Source organism: Saccharopolyspora rosea, assembly GCF_025643595.1.
GTDB classification, from domain to species: Bacteria; Actinomycetota; Actinomycetes; order Mycobacteriales; family Pseudonocardiaceae; genus Saccharopolyspora; species Saccharopolyspora rosea.
The window spans coordinates 3,736,245-3,752,336 of record NZ_CP102826.1 but is presented as its reverse complement, the minus strand read 5'-3'; the positions used below and the strand labels follow the sequence as shown (position 1 = coordinate 3,752,336).

The window sequence follows — 16,092 nt, the reverse complement described above, 5'->3', positions numbered from 1 at the left end:
GGGCACGACCAGTAAGGCAAACCGCCTCCGGCGACAGCAATGAGCCCATCGATCCAAAGAGGATCCACTTCGCTCGGTGGCCGGTGTCCCGCGGCTCACGTCGAAACCACCAGGTACCACGGCGGTTTCGCCCGGTTCCGGAAGTCGAGGCCGCGGTACGCCGACCGGCTAGGGAGTGTTTTAAAGCGGCGTGAGCCGCTTTCTCTTTCGGTGAGTGGTCTCGCCACGTGCACCGCCGCGGGTTCTCCGATGGGCACAGCGGCGCGTCAGCGCCTCCGTGGGGGGGGTGGTCGGGTGACGGGCGGGCCGCTGAGGTTCCGCCACCGGCACCGCCACGCAAAGCACTTCCGAAACACTCCCTAGCGGCGACCGGGCATCTCCTGCAGTGTCGAGCGCAGCACGGAGTGGTCCAGCCGCTGTTGCCGAGCCCACGCGGCGGCGGCCGCTCGGCACCGCAACCCCAGCTTGTCGAGGATGTTGTGCACGTGGTTCTTCACGGTCGGCAACGCGATGCACAGCCGCCGAACGATTTCCTGGTTGGACAGGCCCTGTTCCAGCAGCACCGCGACCTCCGCTTCCCGGCGGCTGAGCAGGTCGGCATGGGGGCTGCCGGGCCGGAACTCGTCGGACAGCTCGGTCACCCGGCGGCTCAACGCGGCGGCGACGCGGGGCGAGCAGTGCAGTTCCCCGTTGGCGGCGCTTTCGACCGTCCGCACGAGTTCGGCGATCGAATGGTTCCGGGTGAGGAATCCCGCGGTACCGATCTCCGCGTACGCGATGATGTCGGCTTCGTGCTCGCAGACGCCGAGCGCGATGATGGGCAGCCCGGGGCTGCGCTGTCGCAACCTGGCGACCGCGTCGAGGCCGTCCGCCAGGTCGGCGACGTCGAGCAGCACGACCGCGCGGCCGCGGACGGCGAATTCCGGATCGAAGTCCTCAGGCCGGGCGAGTGTCGCGACGACCCCGAAACCGTTGGCGTCTTCGAGGGCGACGGCCAAACCCTCCCGGTAGAACCTCGCCGGGGCGATGATGACGATCTGGATCATGGTGGCCACCCTGGCGGCGCGCGGCCGGACACCGACCGTTCCGCCGCGGTCGGTCGACTTTCCTGAGCCCCCCGGTCGTTCGCACGGGCCCAAGCACGCCCGGCCCGGCACGCAACCCAGGCTACCGAATCGGCGGGGCGTCCGAGTACGGGAAATGGTCCCTGCCCGCGGTGCTTTTCACCGCGCGGTGGACGTTCGCGCGGCGTTGACCCCGCGGTGCCACCGGGCGGAGCATGGGGACGTGGCGTCGCAGAGCTGGGCCACACCGGTCACCGAAGACAGACGCGCGGTACCTCCGGTACCGGTGACCGGTTGCGCCGCCCGCAGCGCGTGTTCCGCGCCCGGCCACGGCTTCGCCCCGGAGGCGGAGCGGGAGGCCGACGCGGCGGCGACGCTCGGCGGCAAGATCGTGTCGTCCGCGCCGGCGCCGCAGGACCCGGCGCGACTGCGCGCCCTGCTGCCCGACGCGCCCGGCACCCCGCTCGACACCGCCACGCAGCGGGAGATGGCCGCCCGGTTCGCGCACGACTTCAGCCGGGTCCGCGTCCACGACGACGCCCGGGCCGCCGAACTCGCCGCCGACCAGCGCGCCCGCGCGTACGCGGTCGGACACCACGTGGTGTTCGGCGCGGGCCGGTACGCCCCGCACAGCCCGGCCGGGCGGGCGCTGCTGACGCACGAACTCGGCCACGTCGTCCAGCAGTCCCGGGCGGGAGTGCTCGCCCTCCAGCGGGACGACGCCGACCGGCCGCCGCCCGCGGCGGTCACCGACCCGGAAACCGCACTGGGACAGCGCCTGGTGCGCGACTTCTCGTCCGGGGTCGCGCTCGCGTTCTACGCGCCGATGCCGCACGACAAGGAGGAGGCGCGCAACGCCGCGCAGAAGTGGGCGAAGCGGGAGCAGGCCCTCGCCGTGAAGGGCAGGCGGATCAGCGCGGCCAACGTGGTCTTCGGCGAGCCGATGTCCGATGACGAACACCCGCTGACCGCGACGATCGGGGCCATCGGCAGGATGCTGTCCGCCGCCGTCGCGAAAGCCCCGCCGGGACCGGAAGGCCCGCTGCCGCCGGGGCTCGGTCCGAGCACCGTGCGCACCCTCGCGGTGTTCGCCCACGGCACGAGCACCTGGTGCGGCCTGGGATCGATCACCAGCTCCACGGCCGCGTCGATCGTCAAGTCGATCGCTCCCGCGCTCGGGCCGAGCATCAACATCGTCCTGTACTCCTGCAACGCCGGTCGGGACCCGGACGAGAGCGAGGACTGGGTCAAGGGCACGATGCGGCCGGGTGGCGGGAAGGCGTCCCTGGCGGCCGTCACCCGCGATGCGCTCATCGCCGAGGGCAAGGGCGGCTCGGTGTGGGGGCACACCACGACCGGCCACGTTTCGGAGAACTTCGCGCTGCGCGAGTTCGACGTGACATCCGGCCGAGGCAGCGCGGGGTCCTCCTTCGTCACCCGGTACGTCTTCACCGGTCCGGACAAGACCACCGCGACGCAGGAACTGCTCGACGCCGCGATGGCGCAGGGTTACGAGATCAGCCCGCGCGGCACCGCCAGGGCGGATGCCGTCGTGGAGAACGAGATGTACCGGTGCTACGCGGAAGCGAACCGGGAACTGGATTTCCGCGGTGGGAAACTCGCCGAATCGGCCCCGACGCATCCCGTCGAGGTGGGCAGGCTCGTCAGGGACCACTGGACGAGCACGTACTGGCCGGGACACCGGAGCAAGGCGGCCGAGATCCTGGTGAAGGAACTGGTCGCGTCCGGGCTGGCCAAGAAGAAGCCACCGGTCTCCCGGTGAGCGTTCACAGCTCGGCGCCGGGAAACGGCCGGTCCAACTTGGTGTACTCGGCGCGGGCGGACCGCAGGACGTGTTCCCTGCGCACCGGCTCGTCGGCGTCCGCGGCCAGGAACGCCGCCGACCGCGCGATGTTGCGGATGCTGCCGCCGTCCACGACGAGGCGGGCGAGGTCGTCCGGGTCCAGCCCGTCGGTCGGGGTGCGTTCGGGGAAGACCCGCCGCCAGATCTCGGCCCGCAGCTCGGCGTCCGGGAACGGGAACTGGACGACGAAGTCGAGGCGTCGCAGGAACGCGGTGTCGAGGGCCGATTTGAAGTTGGTGGTGAGGATCGCCAGCCCCCGGTAGGTCTCCATCCGCTGCAGCAGGTAGCCCACTTCGACGTTGGCGTACCTGTCGTGGCTGTCCCGGACCTCGCTGCGTTTGCCGAACAACGCGTCCGCCTCGTCGAACAGCAGGAGCGCGCCGCCGGTCTCGGCCGCGTCGAAGACCCGGCGCAGGTTCTTCTCGGTCTCACCGATGTACTTGCTGACGACCTGGCTCAGGTCGATCCGGTAGAGGTCCAGCGCGAGCGCACCGGCCAGGACCTCCGCCGCCAGCGTTTTGCCCGTGCCGCTCGGGCCGGTGAACAGCGCGGTGACGCCCGGGCCGCGCCCCGAACCGGGCCGGAAACCCCACTCGTCCAGCACTCGTCGGCTCTGGGCGACGTGGACCGCGATCTCCCGCAGGGTGCGCGACTGCGCCGCGGGCAGCACGATGTCGTCCCAGCCGGACCGGGTTTCGATCCGCTGGGCGAGGTCGTCGAGCCCGGCGCGTCCCCGCCGCCGGCACGCCGCCCAGAGCCGCCCGCCCGCGGAGTCGGGGTCCGCGGCGCCGCCTTCGCCCGCCGCGACCTCGGCGACGGCGGATCCGATGGTCGCCACCGGGAGGTCGAACTGGAAGGCGATCCGGGACAACCACCCGTCGAGCTCTCCGGCGGCCGCGCCGAGTTCGGCGCGCCAGAGCTCCCTGATCTCGTCGATTCCCGCCGTCGGCACGGCGATCTCCCGGAAACCGGGCGGAAGCGAGGGGAGGGGGTGACGCGTCACCACCGCGGTCGGTGCGCGCAGACGGCCCGCGAAGTCGAGTGCGCCTCGTCCACCGTCCACCGCGTCGTCGACCTCCACGACCCAGGCGCTGCCGCCCAGCGCGGACTCGCGTTCGCACAACCGCGCCAGCAGGCTGCGTTCGGCGGGTGCGCTCGGCACGTCCGAGTCCCGGAGGAGGAACGCCGACCATCCTCGCCGGGCGCACGCGGCGGAGGCCACCGCGCGCAGATCCGGCCGGTGCCGGCCGTGCAGGTGCACCCGCTGCGGACCGGCCGCCCAGCACTCGGTCGTCCGCTCGGCGGCCTCCCGCAGGGTCGGGGGGAGCGCGGGAGCGGGCGGCAGCGGTTCGGACAGCGCTGCCACCCGGTCGTCCGGGTCGTTGATGCCGACCAGCGCGTGCAGAACGCGTTCGTCGATGTGGACCGGACTTCCGGTCGGAGTCCGCGGGTCGGCCAGTTCGACCAGGTGCCAGCAGCGCAGCGGTGCGGTCGGCGCGAGAGCGCTCCAGTGCGGGTTCGGCAGCGCCGCCAGGGCGAGGCCGAACGTCACGCATGTCCGGGTCGGGTCGCCGTGCGCTTCGGCGCACGTCCGCGCGATCGACGCGTCGAGTTCGACTGCGGCGCACAGCAGCAGCACGTCCTGCTCGAACCCGGAGAGCCCGAACACCGCCGCGATCGAGTCGAGCGCGGGTGGTGCGGCCATCGCCGTTCGCGCGTCGGCCAGGTCGTCCACCGCGACATCGCCGACGTCCCCCAGCCCCGCGCGCAGCCGTCGCCCCACGGCGCCGACCGCGGCGGCCAGGTACTCCTGGTTGGCGGTGGTCCAGTCCTCGGTCATGCCGGACGCCTTCCGCGGAGGGGCCGTGGAACTCGGAACGCCGTTCGCGCGCACCCGCGTCCCCAGCCTGCGGCGCCCGGTCGAACAGCTCCACCGCCTTTCGTCCCGCGGGTGCGTCGACCGGGCCGCGGGCCCGCGCGCTTCGTCTCCCCGGGTTCCGCCGGTACCGGGCCCCGGATCAGGCTTCGGTCTGCTCGCCGGTGAGGTCCGCTGCCTGCAGCAACGGGTTTCCCGCGGTTTCGCGCAGGGAGAAGGCCGCGATCAGTCCGATCACCGCGGCGACCATCAGGTACGGGCCGGGGACCAGGGTGCTGCCGGTGGCCGAGATCAGGACCGTCATCACGTAGGGCACGGTGCCCGCGAACAGGGCGGCGGTGAGGTTGTACGCGATGGACAGGCCGCCCTGGCGGGTGCGGGTGGGGAAGATCTCGGCGGACCACACCGCGTACGTGCCGAGGATCGCGGCGAGCACGACGCCGAGCACGAGTCCGCCGATCCACGTTCCGGTGAGGCCCATCCGCATCAGCAGGAAGGCGGGGGTCGAGAGCACGAACAGCGCGACGCCCGCACCGAGCAGGATCGGCCGGCGTCCGACGCGGTCGGACAGGCGACCGAATGCCGGTACGAGGACCAACCCGGTCAGGGAGATGACCGTGGACAGCAGCGCGGCGCTGCCGGAGGAGTGGCCGAGGTAGTCGGTCTCGTAGGTGACGAGGTAGGTGAGCACGGCGTAGAACGGGACGTGCATCATCGTCATCAGACCGGCGGTCTGGAGCAGTTGCTTCTTGTTGTTGCGGAGGAGTTCCCGCACCGGGCTGCGCGGCACGTTGTCGGTCGCTTCGAGGGCGCGGTACTCCGGGGTGTCCTCGATCTTGTTGCGGATGACGAACCCGATGATGCCCAGCGGGGCGGCGATGAGGAACGGGATGCGCCAGCCCCACGAGGCGAGTTGCGCGTCCGAGAGGCCGACCGACAGCAGGAGGAACACGAACGACGCGGAGAGGAATCCCAGCAGGGAACCGACTTCGAGCCAGCTGACCCCGAACCCGCGGCTGCGGCGCGGTGCGTACTCGGCGAGGAAGGTGGCGGCGCTGCCGAACTCGCCGCCTGCGGCGAAGCCTTGCAGCAGGCGCAGGAAGACCAGCAGCAGCGGTGCCGCGATCCCGAGCGTCGAGTACCCGGGCAGCAGGCCGATGACGAGCGTGGCGCCGGACATCACGAAGATGACGACGGACAGCGTGCGCTTGCGGCCGATCCGGTCGCCGAGCGGGCCGAACACCAGCGCTCCGATGGGCCGGATGCCGAAGGACACCGCGAAGACGCCGAAGACGGCGAGCAGGCCGGCGGTGGCGTTGCCGGCGGGGAAGAACACCGAAGCGATGGTGCTCGCGAGGTAGGCGTAGGCGGCCCAGTCGAACCAGTGCACGAAGACACCGACCGCGCCGGCCGCGACGCTGCGCCGCAGCGTCGCCGGATCGGCGATCGCCTCGGTGAGCTCCCTGGCGGGAGCGGATTCAGGTGCGGTCATGAGGGCCTCCTTGGACCGGATTTCGTGAGGACGCTAGGAGCGGTCCATGGCATCTAACAAGAAGAAATAATCGAAGCAGTGCATCGGAAGGATCTATGCAGTGCCGCTGAGCAGGACCGAAACGCGGTCCTGACCGCGGTGAAACGGCAACTTCACCGCAGCCCGGGCGGCCGGTCAAGAGGCGGGCCCACCTGTGAGGGCCTCGGGAGTGGTCAGCGCGCCGAGTTGCTCGTCGGTCAGCAGGTGCCGTTCCCGCACCAGGTCCAGCGCGGGCCGGCCGGTGCGGTGCGCCTCCAGCGCGATGGTGCACGCGGCCTCGTAGCCGAGCACGGGACTCAGCGCGGTCACCAGGCCCGCGGAGCCGGCGACGATGCCCGCCAGGTGTTCGCGGCGGGCGGTGATCCCGCGGACGCAGTGTTCGGTGAGCACGCCGATCCCGGCGGTGAGGTGGTCGAGGCCGGCGGTCAGGGCCCGCGCGATGATCGGCTCGAAGGCGTTGAGCTGCAACTGCCCGCCTTCGGCGGCGAGAGTGACGGTGACGTCGTTGCCGATGATCTCGAAGGCGACCTGGTTGACGACCTCGGGGATGACGGGGTTGACCTTGCCGGGCATGATCGACGAACCGGCCTGCCGGGCGGGCAGGGTGATCTCGCCGAGCCCGGCCTGCGGACCCGACGAGAGCAGTCTCAGGTCGTTGCAGATCTTCGACAGCTTGACCGCGACCCGTTTCAGGACGCCGGACAGCTGGACGAACACGCCGACGTCCTGGGTGGCCTCGATGAGGTCGGGTGCGGAGACGAGGGTCGGGATACCGGTCAGCTCGCGCAGGTGCGCCACGGCGAGCTCGCGGTATCCGGGGCGGGCGTTGAGACCGGTGCCGATCGCCGTGCCGCCGAGGTTGAGCTCGTGCAGCAACAGCCGGACCTCGGCGAGCCGCTGCTCGTCCTCGCCGAGCGTGGCGGCGAACGCGCCGAACTCCTGGCCGAGGGTCATCGGCACCGCGTCCTGCAGCTGGGTGCGGCCCATCTTGAGGATGTCGGCGAATTCGACCGCCTTGGCGGAGAAGGCTTCCCGCAGGCCGGCGAGCGCCGCGAGCAGTTCGGCGAGGTGGCTGTCGAGGGCGAGTTTGACCGCGGTGGGGTAGACGTCGTTGGTGCTCTGGCCCAGGTTGACGTGATCGAGCGGGTGCAGCGCGCGGTGGTCTCCGCGGTCGTGGCCGAGCAGTTCCAGGGCGCGGTTGGCGATGACCTCGTTGGCGTTCATGTTCGTCGAGGTACCGGCGCCGCCCTGGACCAGATCGACGACGAACTGGTCGCGCAGCCGGCCGTTCCTGATCTCGGTGCAGGCTTGCACAATGGCGTCGGCTCTGCCGCGGTCGAGGGCGCCGACCTGCGCGTTGGCGGTGGCCGCGGCCTGCTTGACCGCCGCCAGCGCCGCGACCAGGTGAGGTCGGTCGGCGAGGGTCTCCCGCGTGATGGGGAAGTTGACCAAGGCGCGTGCGGTGTGGGCGCCGTAGTAGGCGTCCGCTGGCACGCTGATCTCGCCGAGCATGTCGTGCTCGGTGCGCGTCGGGGTGTGGGACATCGTTGTCCTTCCCGGAGAGGTACGGCTTGTCAGGTCAGAGCCTGTCTTTGAACTCGGCTCCCGGAACCCGCGCAAGCGGCGCGAGCCGCTTTCTCTTTCGGTGAGTGGTCTCGCAGCCCGCACCGCCGCGGGTTCTCAGCGGTCGTCTCGCGAGGACAGCCCCGACGCCGTGTATTGGGCATACATCAGGAGGGGCTTCCGCAGTCGAGACGGCCGCTGAGGTTCCGCCACCGGCACCGCCACCCAAAACGAGTTCGAAGACACGCACTCAGGTTGTGAGCGTGCGGCGGAACTGGGGCGGTCAGGAGGCGACCGCCCGGTCCACTCCGGTCCACGCCAGTGCGACCGCGCCGTCGAGCAGCGCTCGTTGCGCGGTGCCGCCGACGCAGTGCGCGGCGAACTCGCGCTGGTGGTTGATCGCAGGCAGGGACCCGATGCCGATGTAGGGGTGGATGGCGGGCACGACCTGCGAGACGTTGCCCATGTCGGTGGAGGCGCGGTTCATGCGGGACGCCGTGCCGTCCGGAGCGAACTCGCGGCCGAGTTCGAGTGCGTTGGCGCGGTAGGCCGCCAGCGCCGTCTCGTCCGCGCGGAACTCGGCGTACGGCTTGCTCTCCGGCTCCACGGTCAGCTCGCAACCGGTGGCCAGCGCACCGGCTTCGAAGGCGCGCAGCACGCGCGGCTCCAGCTCGGCCAGCTCCGCGAGCGTCTCGGCGCGCACGTACCAGCGGCCGGTGGCGTGCTCGGGGACCGCGTTCGGGGCGTCGCCGGCGTGCGTCACGACGCCGTGCACCCGCGCCGACGAGGGGATGTGCTGGCGGAGCAGGCCGATCGCGACCTGGGCGACGGTGAACGCGTCGGCGGCGTTGATCCCGGCTTCCGGGTAGGCGGCGGCGTGCGCGGACTTGCCGGTGTAGGAGATCTTCGAATGGCTCACGGCGAACGGCCGGGCCTCGGCGACGTCGACGGGTGCCGGGTGCACCATCATCGCGAGGTCGACGCCCTCGAACGCGCCGCGGTCGAGCATCTCGATCTTCCCGCCGCCGCCCTCCTCGGCCGGGGTGCCGTAGACCTCGACGAGCACCCCGGCGTCGTCGGCGACCGCGGCCAACCCCAGTGCGGCGCCGATGGAACTGGCCGCGATGAGGTTGTGGCCGCAGGCGTGCCCGAGGCCGGGCAGCGCGTCGTACTCGGCGCACAGCGCGATCCGCGTGGGGCCGCTGCCGAAGCTCGCGTGGAACGCCGTGTCCAGGCCGAGGTAGTTCGACGTGACGGAGAACCCGGCGCGGTCGAGCAGTTCCGGTACCGCCGCGGCGGCGCGGTGCTCCTCCCACGCCGTCTCGGGGTCGGCGTGCAGCCGTTCCGACAGTCGGATCAGCTCGTCGGCGTGCCGGTCGACCTCGGTGCGGGCCGCGTTCTTCAGCGCCGCCATCACTCGTCTCCCGGCACGCCGTAGGACGGCGCCGAGGCGGGGTCGAGGCCCCGGGTGACGTAGTCGTCGCGCTGCGGGAGCCACACGTCGAGCAGCTCGGCGAGCCGGTCGACGGGGTCGTCCGCCCAGTCCACCCGCAGGTCCGTGATCCGCCAGTCCACATCGGACACCACGACGACGCCCGCGGAGTGGACCGGGCCCTCCTCGCCGCCGGCGGTCAGGCCGGCCTGCAACGCGGTGACCAGCCGCTGCTCCAGCTCGCCGGTGGAGGAGGCGAACGCGTCCACGATGGACTGCGGGATGTGGTCGCCGGCCAGCATGTTGCCCGCCGCCACCACACCGTCCGCCGTCGCGGAACCGTGCTTGCCCAGCGTTCGGGCGCCGCTGTAGGCGAAGCCGGGGCCGGTGCGGCCGAGCACGGTGAGCTGCCGGTACTCGATGTCGGGCGTGGCGGCGGTGACCCCGGCGAGCGCCCGCTCGGGATCGCCGTGCTCGACGAGGCCGTCCAGGAGACGGCCGCCGAGCCGGGGGTCGGTGACGTTCTGCGAGGCCGCCGCGCCGACGCCCGGGCGCAGGTGCGCGACGCGGGCGACGACGGCGGGACTGGACGAGCTGGCCGCGATGCCGAACCGCACGCTGCCGCCGGAAGCATCGCGGGCCACGATCGAAAAGGTCACTTCTCCTCCTCCGGGATCACGGCGATGGCGTCGATCTCGCACAGCCATTCCGGCCGCGCGAGCGCGGACACCACCACGCCGGTCGAGATCGGGTGCACGCCCTTGGTCCAGCGCCCGACGGTGCGGTAGACGGCCTCGCGGTAGCGCGGGTCGATCAGGTAGATGGTGAGCTTGACCAGGTGCTCCATCCGGCTGCCCGCTTCTTCCAGCAGCATGTTGATGTTGGCCATCGCCTGTTCGGCTTGCGCCGCGGCGTCGCCGATGCCGACGGACTCGCTGGTGTCGAGGTCCTGGCCGATCTGGCCGCGCACGTAGACGGTGCCGTTGGCGACGACGGCCTGGCACAGGTCGTTGTCGAGGTTCTGCTCGGGGTAGGTGTCGCGCGTGTTGAACGGGCGGATGCGACGGTGGACAGTCACTTCGTTGCCTTCCTGGGGTTTTCGGGCGGATCGGCGGCGATGCGCACCGTTTCGAGCGCGGTTCCAGGTCCGGGCCCGCGGAGCGCGGGCCACCGCCTCAGCGTGACGGTGACGCTGGAGTTCTGTCCAGTAGATGTTTCCGTACCAATGCATCTGAAATATTGATTACTACGGCTTCCGGCGGGGACGGGTCGGCCGGCGGAGCAGGGCCGCCTCCCCGGCTCGTCCGACCAGCCGCCGTGGCGAGCGCGGCCCGCGCCCTCTTCCGGCGGTGCGGAAGCGGAATCCGACACGCGCCCGAGATCCGGCGAAGAGCTCCGCGCGGAGCGCGAGCGGGGCGGCACCGGAGTCGGCGCAGCCTGCATGGATCTGAAAATCAGATCTCCTGGGCCAAAAACATCTGTTGGACACGGGCATGGACGGCCGTGAGGATCCGGTGAGACGCACAGAGACGTGGAGACGGACCGGGAGGTTCGCCCGCTGGTCCGGAGTGGAGGTCTGGGATGTCAAGCCAAGAGGTTGAGGCCCTCGTCGTGGGTGGGGGTCAGGCCGGTCTGGCGATGAGCGAGCACCTGAGCGGCTGCGGCGTGCCGCACCTCGTCGTGGAGCGGAACCGGATCGCCGAGCGCTGGCGTTCGGAGCGGTGGGACTCGCTGGTCGCGAACGGCCCTGCGTGGCACGACCGATTCCCCGGTCTGGAGTTCGTCGACCTGGCCCCCGACGCGTTCGCTTCGAAAGACCAGATCGTGGCCTACTTCGAGGCGTACGCGGAGAAGATCGCCGCGCCGGTCCGGACCGGCGTCGAGGTGACGTCCGTCCGCAAACTCGAAGGACGGCCCGGCTTTCGGGTGCGGACCTCGGACGGAACCATCGACACCCGCTTCGTCATCGCCGCGACCGGGCCGTTCCAGCGGCCCGTGATTCCGCCGATCGTGCCGCGCGACGCCGGCCCCCTGCAGATCCACTCCAGCGACTACCGGAATCCGGAGCAACTCCCGGAGGGCGCGGTGCTGGTGGTCGGAGCCGGTTCGTCGGGAGTGCAGATCGCCGAAGAGCTCCGCCGGTCGGGGCGGCAGGTGTACCTCTCCGTCGGGCCCCACGACCGTCCTCCGCGCAGGTACCGCGACCGCGACTTCTGCTGGTGGCTCGGAGTCCTCGGCAAGTGGGACGCCGAAACTCCTCCGTCGGGGGCCGAACACGTCACCATCGCGGTCAGCGGGGCGCGCGGCGGGCGCACGGTGGACTTCCGCGCCCTCGCCGAACTCGGCATCGACCTCGTCGGCATGACCAGCTCGTTCGACAACGGCACGCTCCGCTTCGCGTCCGACCTCGGGGCCAACATCGCCCGCGGAGATGCGAACTACCTCGCGCTGCTCGACGAAGCCGACGAGTACGTCGCGCGCAACGGGCTGGACCTCCCGGAGGAGCCGAGTGCGCGCGTGTTGGGGCCGGATCCCGCCTGTGTCACCGATCCCGTCCTCGAACTCGATCTCGCCGCCGCCGGAGTCCGCTCGATCGTCTGGGCGACCGGATTCGCCGTCGACTACGACTGGTTGCAGGTCGACGCGTTCGACGAGAACGGCAAGCCGAAGCACCGTCGCGGCGTGTCTTCCGAGCCGGGCGTGTACTTCCTGGGACTGCCCTGGCTGGCGCGTCGTGGATCGAGTTTCATCTGGGGGGTGTGGCACGACGCCAAGTTCGTGGCCGACCACATCGCGACCCAGCGCGGCTACCTGGCCCACCAAGCCTGACCCGTTCGATCGGTCGCGGCGGCCGGGGAGGCGGCGGTCCTCCGTCGGCCGCACTCGGCGATGAACCAGCCGAGGCGAGCACGTCAGTGCGCGTAGCGGGTGCGGCACAGCTCGCGGAACTCCTGCGCCCGCCGGGTGAGGCGGACTCCGCGCATGGACGCGACGATGATCTCCAGCGGCGGGACGTCGTCGGTCAGGGCGAGCGGTACGGCTCGGGCACCCGAGTAGGTGGTGTCGGCCGGCGGGCGCTGGTTGAGCAGCGCGAAGCCGTGGCCGTGCGCGACGAGCGCGCGGACGGTCTCGTAGCCGGTGGTGCGGTGGCGGACCTGCGGCTTCACCCCCGCGTCGTTGAGGATCGACTGCAGGTACTCGCGGCTGTGCGGCAGGTCGAGCAGCACCATGGGCTCGTCGGCCAGGTCCTGGAGCGACACCTTGCGGTTCTTCCGCCGCGCGAGCCGGTGGTCCTCGGCGATGAGGGCGTACGGGGCCGCCGTGCCCACGACCTCGCGGTCGATGTCGTCGTCCAGGTCGTAGCCGTACAGCAGGGCGAGTTCGGTCTCACCCGAGCGCAGGGACGCTTTGAGCGCGCGGTGTTCGCCTTCGCGCAGCGACACGTGGACCCGCGGGTGCCGGCTCTCGAACTCCGCCAGCAGGCCGGGCAGCCGGAACGGCGCGAGCGTGGCGAAGCAGCCGACCGCCAGCGTGCCGACCAACTCGGTGCCGGACTGCCGCGCGGCGTCGACCAGTTCGGTGCCGTGCGCGAGGAAACCCAGCAACCTCTTGTAGAACGCCTCACCGGCCCTGGTCAGGCTGAGCCCGCGGGCGTGGTGGCGCAGCAGGAGCTGCACGCCCATTTCCTTCTCCAGCTGCGCGACCGCGGTCGACACGGCCGACTGCGACACCACGAGTTCCTTCGAAGCGGCGGTCATGCTCAGGTGCCTGGCCGCCGCCTCGAAGTAGCGCAGCTGCACGAGGGTGAAGGAGGGCTCGCTCATGGAGACATTCTGCCTCGCTCGCGGGGTTCCCGGCCCGGCCGCGGCGTTGGACGCCGGATGGAGCGCCTCAGAGGTCGAGCACCAGCACGCGGCCGTGGGAGCGCGACACGCACGGCAGCATGATCGTGCCGCGTTCCCGCTCCTCGTCGGTCAGCACGTCGTCGCGGTGGTCCGGCTCTCCCGAGACGACGCCGACGGCGCAGGTGCCGCAGATCCCGGCTCGGCAGGAGTTGTCGAGTTCGATCCCCGCTGCCTCCAGGACGTCGAGCAGAGCCTCGTGCTCGGGGACCGTCAGCCGTACTCCGCTGCGCGTGAGCACCACTTCGAACGAGCCGGACGCCGTGGGGGCCTCCGGCACCGGCCACGCCCAGGAATCCTCCGCCGCCACCGCCGCGCGTCGTCGACAATCGCCTGGAGTCCTCGGCGCGCGCCCTGACTTCGCCCGCCGAGGGCAGTACCCTACCTGCGCTCGGGATTGGCGACGGATGCGGAACGGCGCGAGGTGAGCACAGGCAGTGAAGGTGGAATACGAGTTCTTCGTCGCGGACACGGGGGATTGGACGCCGACCGAGCAGGCCGGTGTCGCCGAGCGCGTGCTCAGCCGCGACTCCGGCGATCCGCAGATGCTGACCCGCCTCGCGCGTTGGGCGCCCGGCGTCGACACGTCGGCGGCGGGCGTCATCGTGCACGACTACGTCGAGGAGGTTTACCTCCTCAAGGGGGAGTTGCACGACCTCACGCTCGGTAGAACGTTCCGCGAGGGCGAGTTCGCCATGCGCCGCCCCGGTATGCGGCATGGCCCGTACCGGACGGACACCGGTTGCGTGATGCTCGAAACCCGCTACCGCCAGTAGGGCTTTGTCGGGTGGTCATGGTGGTGGAACTCTTCCGCGGCTGGGAAGGGGACACTGTGGACACCGCTCGCGCGGACGGGCAAGTCGGGTGGAGCAGAAGGCCGCCCGCTCGCACGGATCGCGCCGTCGCCGCGCGGGACGACGTGGATCCGCTGGAGGCGATCAGTGGTCGCGGACGGCATCCCGGCCGGTTGACGTCGTCGGTCACGAGGTGAGCGGACGCTCGACGTCCCGGTCGGTGAAGGCGGCGTCGAGCCACCGCACCAGGTCCGCTGTCGCTCGGTCACGGCAGGCTCGCGATGATGTCGGCGACGATCTGCGGCTGCGACAGGAACGGGTGGTGGCCCGCCTTCACCTCGATGACCTGGTCCGCGCGGCGGGAGAACTCGCGCTGCGACGCCGCCGAGGTGCCCCGGTCCTGCGTGCACACCACGTACGTCGTGGGCAGGTCGTGCCACGCCGCCGCCCGCACGGGCTGGTGGGTCACGGCCAGCGTCTGCCGGACCAGCAGGGTCGCTGCGTGGCGGGCGATGTCCGGCGGGCAGTCCTGGGCGAACGTCTCGGCGAACAGCTCGGGCCTGGCGCTGAACGTGCCGCCGTCGGGGTCGAAGTCCAGGAACGGTGGCGGTGCGTCGGGGCCGAACGTCGACAGCGACTCGCCGGGCTCGGGCAGGTAGCTCGACACGAGCACCAGGTGACGCACCGTCTCGACGCCCACCGCCGCCTCGGCGGCGACGATGCCGCCGTAGCTGTGCGCCACGACCACGATCGGCTCGTCCCCCTCGGTCAGGGCAGCGCGCACCGCGGCGACGTCTTCGGGCAGCCCGGGACCCTGCGGTCCGGCCGGCCGGTCGCCCTCGCCGCAGCTCGGCAGCGCCGGGGCAACGCTGTTGATGCCGCGCTCCTGCAGGGCCGCGGCGGCCGGGTGCCACCACCACGATCCGTCACGAACGCACGCACCGTGCACGAACACAACGCGCATCTCTTCCTCCTCGATCGGGGCCCCAGGCAGCGGGAAATCGCGAAGCAGGCACTCCGGCGGCGCCGGCCGTTCGCCTTCCGCGGGGCCGAAGCGGGCTCAGGCGGTGGCGGAGTCGCGCCAGAACAGCTCGGTGAGCCGGTCGACGGTGTGCTGCATCTGGTGCAACGCCTCGGGGATGCGGGCCCGTCCGAAGCGGTTCCGCGGCCCGTTGAGGGTCAGGATGGCCACCAGCGTCCCAGCGCTGTCCCGGATCGGGCAGGACAGGGACAGGAGTTCGGGTTCGAGCTCGTTGTCGATGATGGCGAAGCCCTGCTCCCGGACCTGTTCGAGTTCCTTGAGCAGGGCGGCCCGGTCGGTGATGGTGTGCGGGGTGAAGGCTTCGAGCTCCTCGGGGAGCGTCCTGCGCAGCTTGTCGGCGGGCTGTTCGGCCAGCAGCACCTTGCCGGTGGAGCTGGCGTGCATGGGGTAGTGCTGGCCGACCATGTTCTGGGACAGGACGCCGACCACGTGCGAACCCGCGGCCTCGGCGACGAGGTCGAGCCCGTCCTGCGCGTTCGGGATGGACAGCGTCGCGGACTCGTTGAAGTGGTCCGCCAGTTCCTGCAGCAGCGGCTGCGCGTGCGCGACCAGGCCGGCGTACGGGTCGGCGTGGCGGCCGAGCCTGGCGAGCTCCCAGCCGAGGACGTAGTTGGTGTCGACGCGGTCGACGAGGCCGCCCTGCTCCAGGCTGTAGAGCAACCGGAACGCGGTCGGCCTGCTCAGCCCCGCCGCTTTCGCGAGCGTGGTGACCGTGGCTCCGGTGCGCGGCTGGGCGGCCAGTTCGCGGAGCAGGCGGACGGCCTTGATCACCGACTTGTTGGCCATCTCCGAGTGCTCGGGCGCCTCGCCCATTGCCCTGCCGCCTCCTGCCGCCTCGGGGCGCCTGCGCGCCCCTGGACCTGCGTTGCACGTCCAGCCTAACAGGCGCGTTCACTTAGTGGACGCAGCGACGCGGGGCGTCCGCGACGACCAGAAAGGGCTGACCGGCCGGGACGGCCGGAGGGGCTCGATTCGGTTGTGGACGGCTCGGCCTCGGCGCGGCCGTTGCGTCTCGCGCGACGGC

The 16,092-nt window shown here is 71.4% G+C and carries 14 protein-coding genes; 3 read left to right on the top strand and 11 right to left on the bottom strand.

The annotated features are described in order from the left end of the window. Positions 1-359: 359 nt before the first annotated feature. Entirely contained in the window at positions 360-1,046 is a 687-nt protein-coding gene (locus NV263_RS17520) for a LuxR C-terminal-related transcriptional regulator (protein WP_263247384.1), read from the bottom strand. 304 nt (positions 1,047-1,350) lie between these two features. On the opposite strand from NV263_RS17520, the gene NV263_RS17515 reads away from it, so the two are divergent. Beyond that, positions 1,351-2,847, top strand: coding sequence for an eCIS core domain-containing protein (locus NV263_RS17515; protein WP_263247383.1), 1,497 nt, complete (start codon positions 1,351-1,353; stop codon positions 2,845-2,847). A gap of 4 nt (positions 2,848-2,851) precedes the next feature. Here the strand turns inward: NV263_RS17515 and NV263_RS17510 are convergent, their stop codons facing one another. From NV263_RS17510 to NV263_RS17485, 6 genes are all read right to left on the bottom strand, one after another. Continuing rightward, positions 2,852-4,768, bottom strand: coding sequence for an ATP-binding protein (locus tag NV263_RS17510; protein ID WP_263247382.1), 1,917 nt, complete (start codon positions 4,766-4,768; stop codon positions 2,852-2,854). A 178-nt stretch (positions 4,769-4,946) separates the two neighbouring features. Next, positions 4,947-6,296, bottom strand: coding sequence for an MFS transporter (locus NV263_RS17505; RefSeq protein WP_263247381.1), 1,350 nt, complete (start codon positions 6,294-6,296; stop codon positions 4,947-4,949). Positions 6,297-6,470: 174 nt separating this feature from the next. Beyond that, entirely contained in the window at positions 6,471-7,880 is a 1,410-nt protein-coding gene (locus NV263_RS17500; RefSeq protein WP_263247380.1) for an aspartate ammonia-lyase, read from the bottom strand. Between the two features lie 301 nt (positions 7,881-8,181). Further along, on the bottom strand, positions 8,182-9,312 hold the full coding sequence (locus NV263_RS17495; protein WP_263247379.1) for a M20 family metallopeptidase: 1,131 nt from the start codon (positions 9,310-9,312) through the stop codon (positions 8,182-8,184). Continuing rightward, positions 9,312-9,989 carry a DUF1028 domain-containing protein gene (locus tag NV263_RS17490; protein WP_263247378.1) on the bottom strand — a complete coding sequence of 226 codons (678 nt, stop codon included), beginning with the start codon at positions 9,987-9,989 and terminating at the stop codon, positions 9,312-9,314. The genes NV263_RS17495 and NV263_RS17490 overlap by 1 nt, the downstream gene beginning before the upstream one ends. After that, positions 9,986-10,408 carry a RidA family protein gene (locus NV263_RS17485; RefSeq protein ID WP_263247377.1) on the bottom strand — a complete coding sequence of 141 codons (423 nt, stop codon included), beginning with the start codon at positions 10,406-10,408 and terminating at the stop codon, positions 9,986-9,988. The genes NV263_RS17490 and NV263_RS17485 overlap by 4 nt, the downstream gene beginning before the upstream one ends. Positions 10,409-10,911: 503 nt before the next feature. On the opposite strand from NV263_RS17485, the gene NV263_RS17480 reads away from it, so the two are divergent. Further along, a complete protein-coding gene (locus tag NV263_RS17480) occupies positions 10,912-12,159 on the top strand; it encodes a flavin-containing monooxygenase (RefSeq protein ID WP_263247376.1) in 1,248 nt (415 codons plus the stop codon). Between the two features lie 83 nt (positions 12,160-12,242). On the opposite strand, the gene NV263_RS17475 is transcribed toward NV263_RS17480, so the two are convergent. Together NV263_RS17475 and NV263_RS17470 are read right to left on the bottom strand one after the other, a co-directional pair. After that, positions 12,243-13,154, bottom strand: a complete 912-nt coding sequence (locus NV263_RS17475; protein ID WP_263247375.1) for a LysR substrate-binding domain-containing protein — start codon at positions 13,152-13,154, stop codon at positions 12,243-12,245. 67 nt (positions 13,155-13,221) lie between these two features. Beyond that, complete coding sequence (locus tag NV263_RS17470; RefSeq protein WP_317630336.1) at positions 13,222-13,542, bottom strand: 2Fe-2S iron-sulfur cluster-binding protein; 321 nt, start codon at positions 13,540-13,542, stop codon at positions 13,222-13,224. A 127-nt stretch (positions 13,543-13,669) separates the two neighbouring features. Between NV263_RS17470 and NV263_RS17465 the strand changes: the two genes are divergently transcribed. After that, positions 13,670-14,008, top strand: a complete 339-nt coding sequence (locus NV263_RS17465; RefSeq protein WP_263247374.1) for a cupin domain-containing protein — start codon at positions 13,670-13,672, stop codon at positions 14,006-14,008. Positions 14,009-14,291: 283 nt separating this feature from the next. Here the strand turns inward: NV263_RS17465 and NV263_RS17460 are convergent, their stop codons facing one another. Next, positions 14,292-14,990, bottom strand: coding sequence for an alpha/beta fold hydrolase (locus tag NV263_RS17460; protein ID WP_263247373.1), 699 nt, complete (start codon positions 14,988-14,990; stop codon positions 14,292-14,294). 96 nt (positions 14,991-15,086) lie between these two features. After that, on the bottom strand, positions 15,087-15,881 hold the full coding sequence (locus NV263_RS17455; RefSeq protein WP_263247372.1) for an IclR family transcriptional regulator: 795 nt from the start codon (positions 15,879-15,881) through the stop codon (positions 15,087-15,089). Positions 15,882-16,092: the final 211 nt, after the last annotated feature.

Bases quoted from the DNA above. Each gene is read 5' to 3' on its own strand.
- NV263_RS17520 (WP_263247384.1), bottom strand. From the start codon at position 1,046: ATGATCCAGATCGTCATCATCGCCCCGGCGAGGTTCTACCGGGAGGGT.
- NV263_RS17510 (WP_263247382.1), bottom strand. From the start codon at position 4,768: ATGACCGAGGACTGGACCACCGCCAACCAGGAGTACCTGGCCGCCGCG.
- NV263_RS17505 (WP_263247381.1), bottom strand. From the start codon at position 6,296: ATGACCGCACCTGAATCCGCTCCCGCCAGGGAGCTCACCGAGGCGATC.
- NV263_RS17500 (WP_263247380.1), bottom strand. From the start codon at position 7,880: ATGTCCCACACCCCGACGCGCACCGAGCACGACATGCTCGGCGAGATC.
- NV263_RS17495 (WP_263247379.1), bottom strand. From the start codon at position 9,312: ATGGCGGCGCTGAAGAACGCGGCCCGCACCGAGGTCGACCGGCACGCC.
- NV263_RS17480 (WP_263247376.1), top strand. From the start codon at position 10,912: ATGTCAAGCCAAGAGGTTGAGGCCCTCGTCGTGGGTGGGGGTCAGGCC.
- NV263_RS17475 (WP_263247375.1), bottom strand. From the start codon at position 13,154: ATGAGCGAGCCCTCCTTCACCCTCGTGCAGCTGCGCTACTTCGAGGCG.
- NV263_RS17460 (WP_263247373.1), bottom strand. From the start codon at position 14,990: ATGCGCGTTGTGTTCGTGCACGGTGCGTGCGTTCGTGACGGATCGTGG.
- NV263_RS17455 (WP_263247372.1), bottom strand. From the start codon at position 15,881: ATGGGCGAGGCGCCCGAGCACTCGGAGATGGCCAACAAGTCGGTGATC.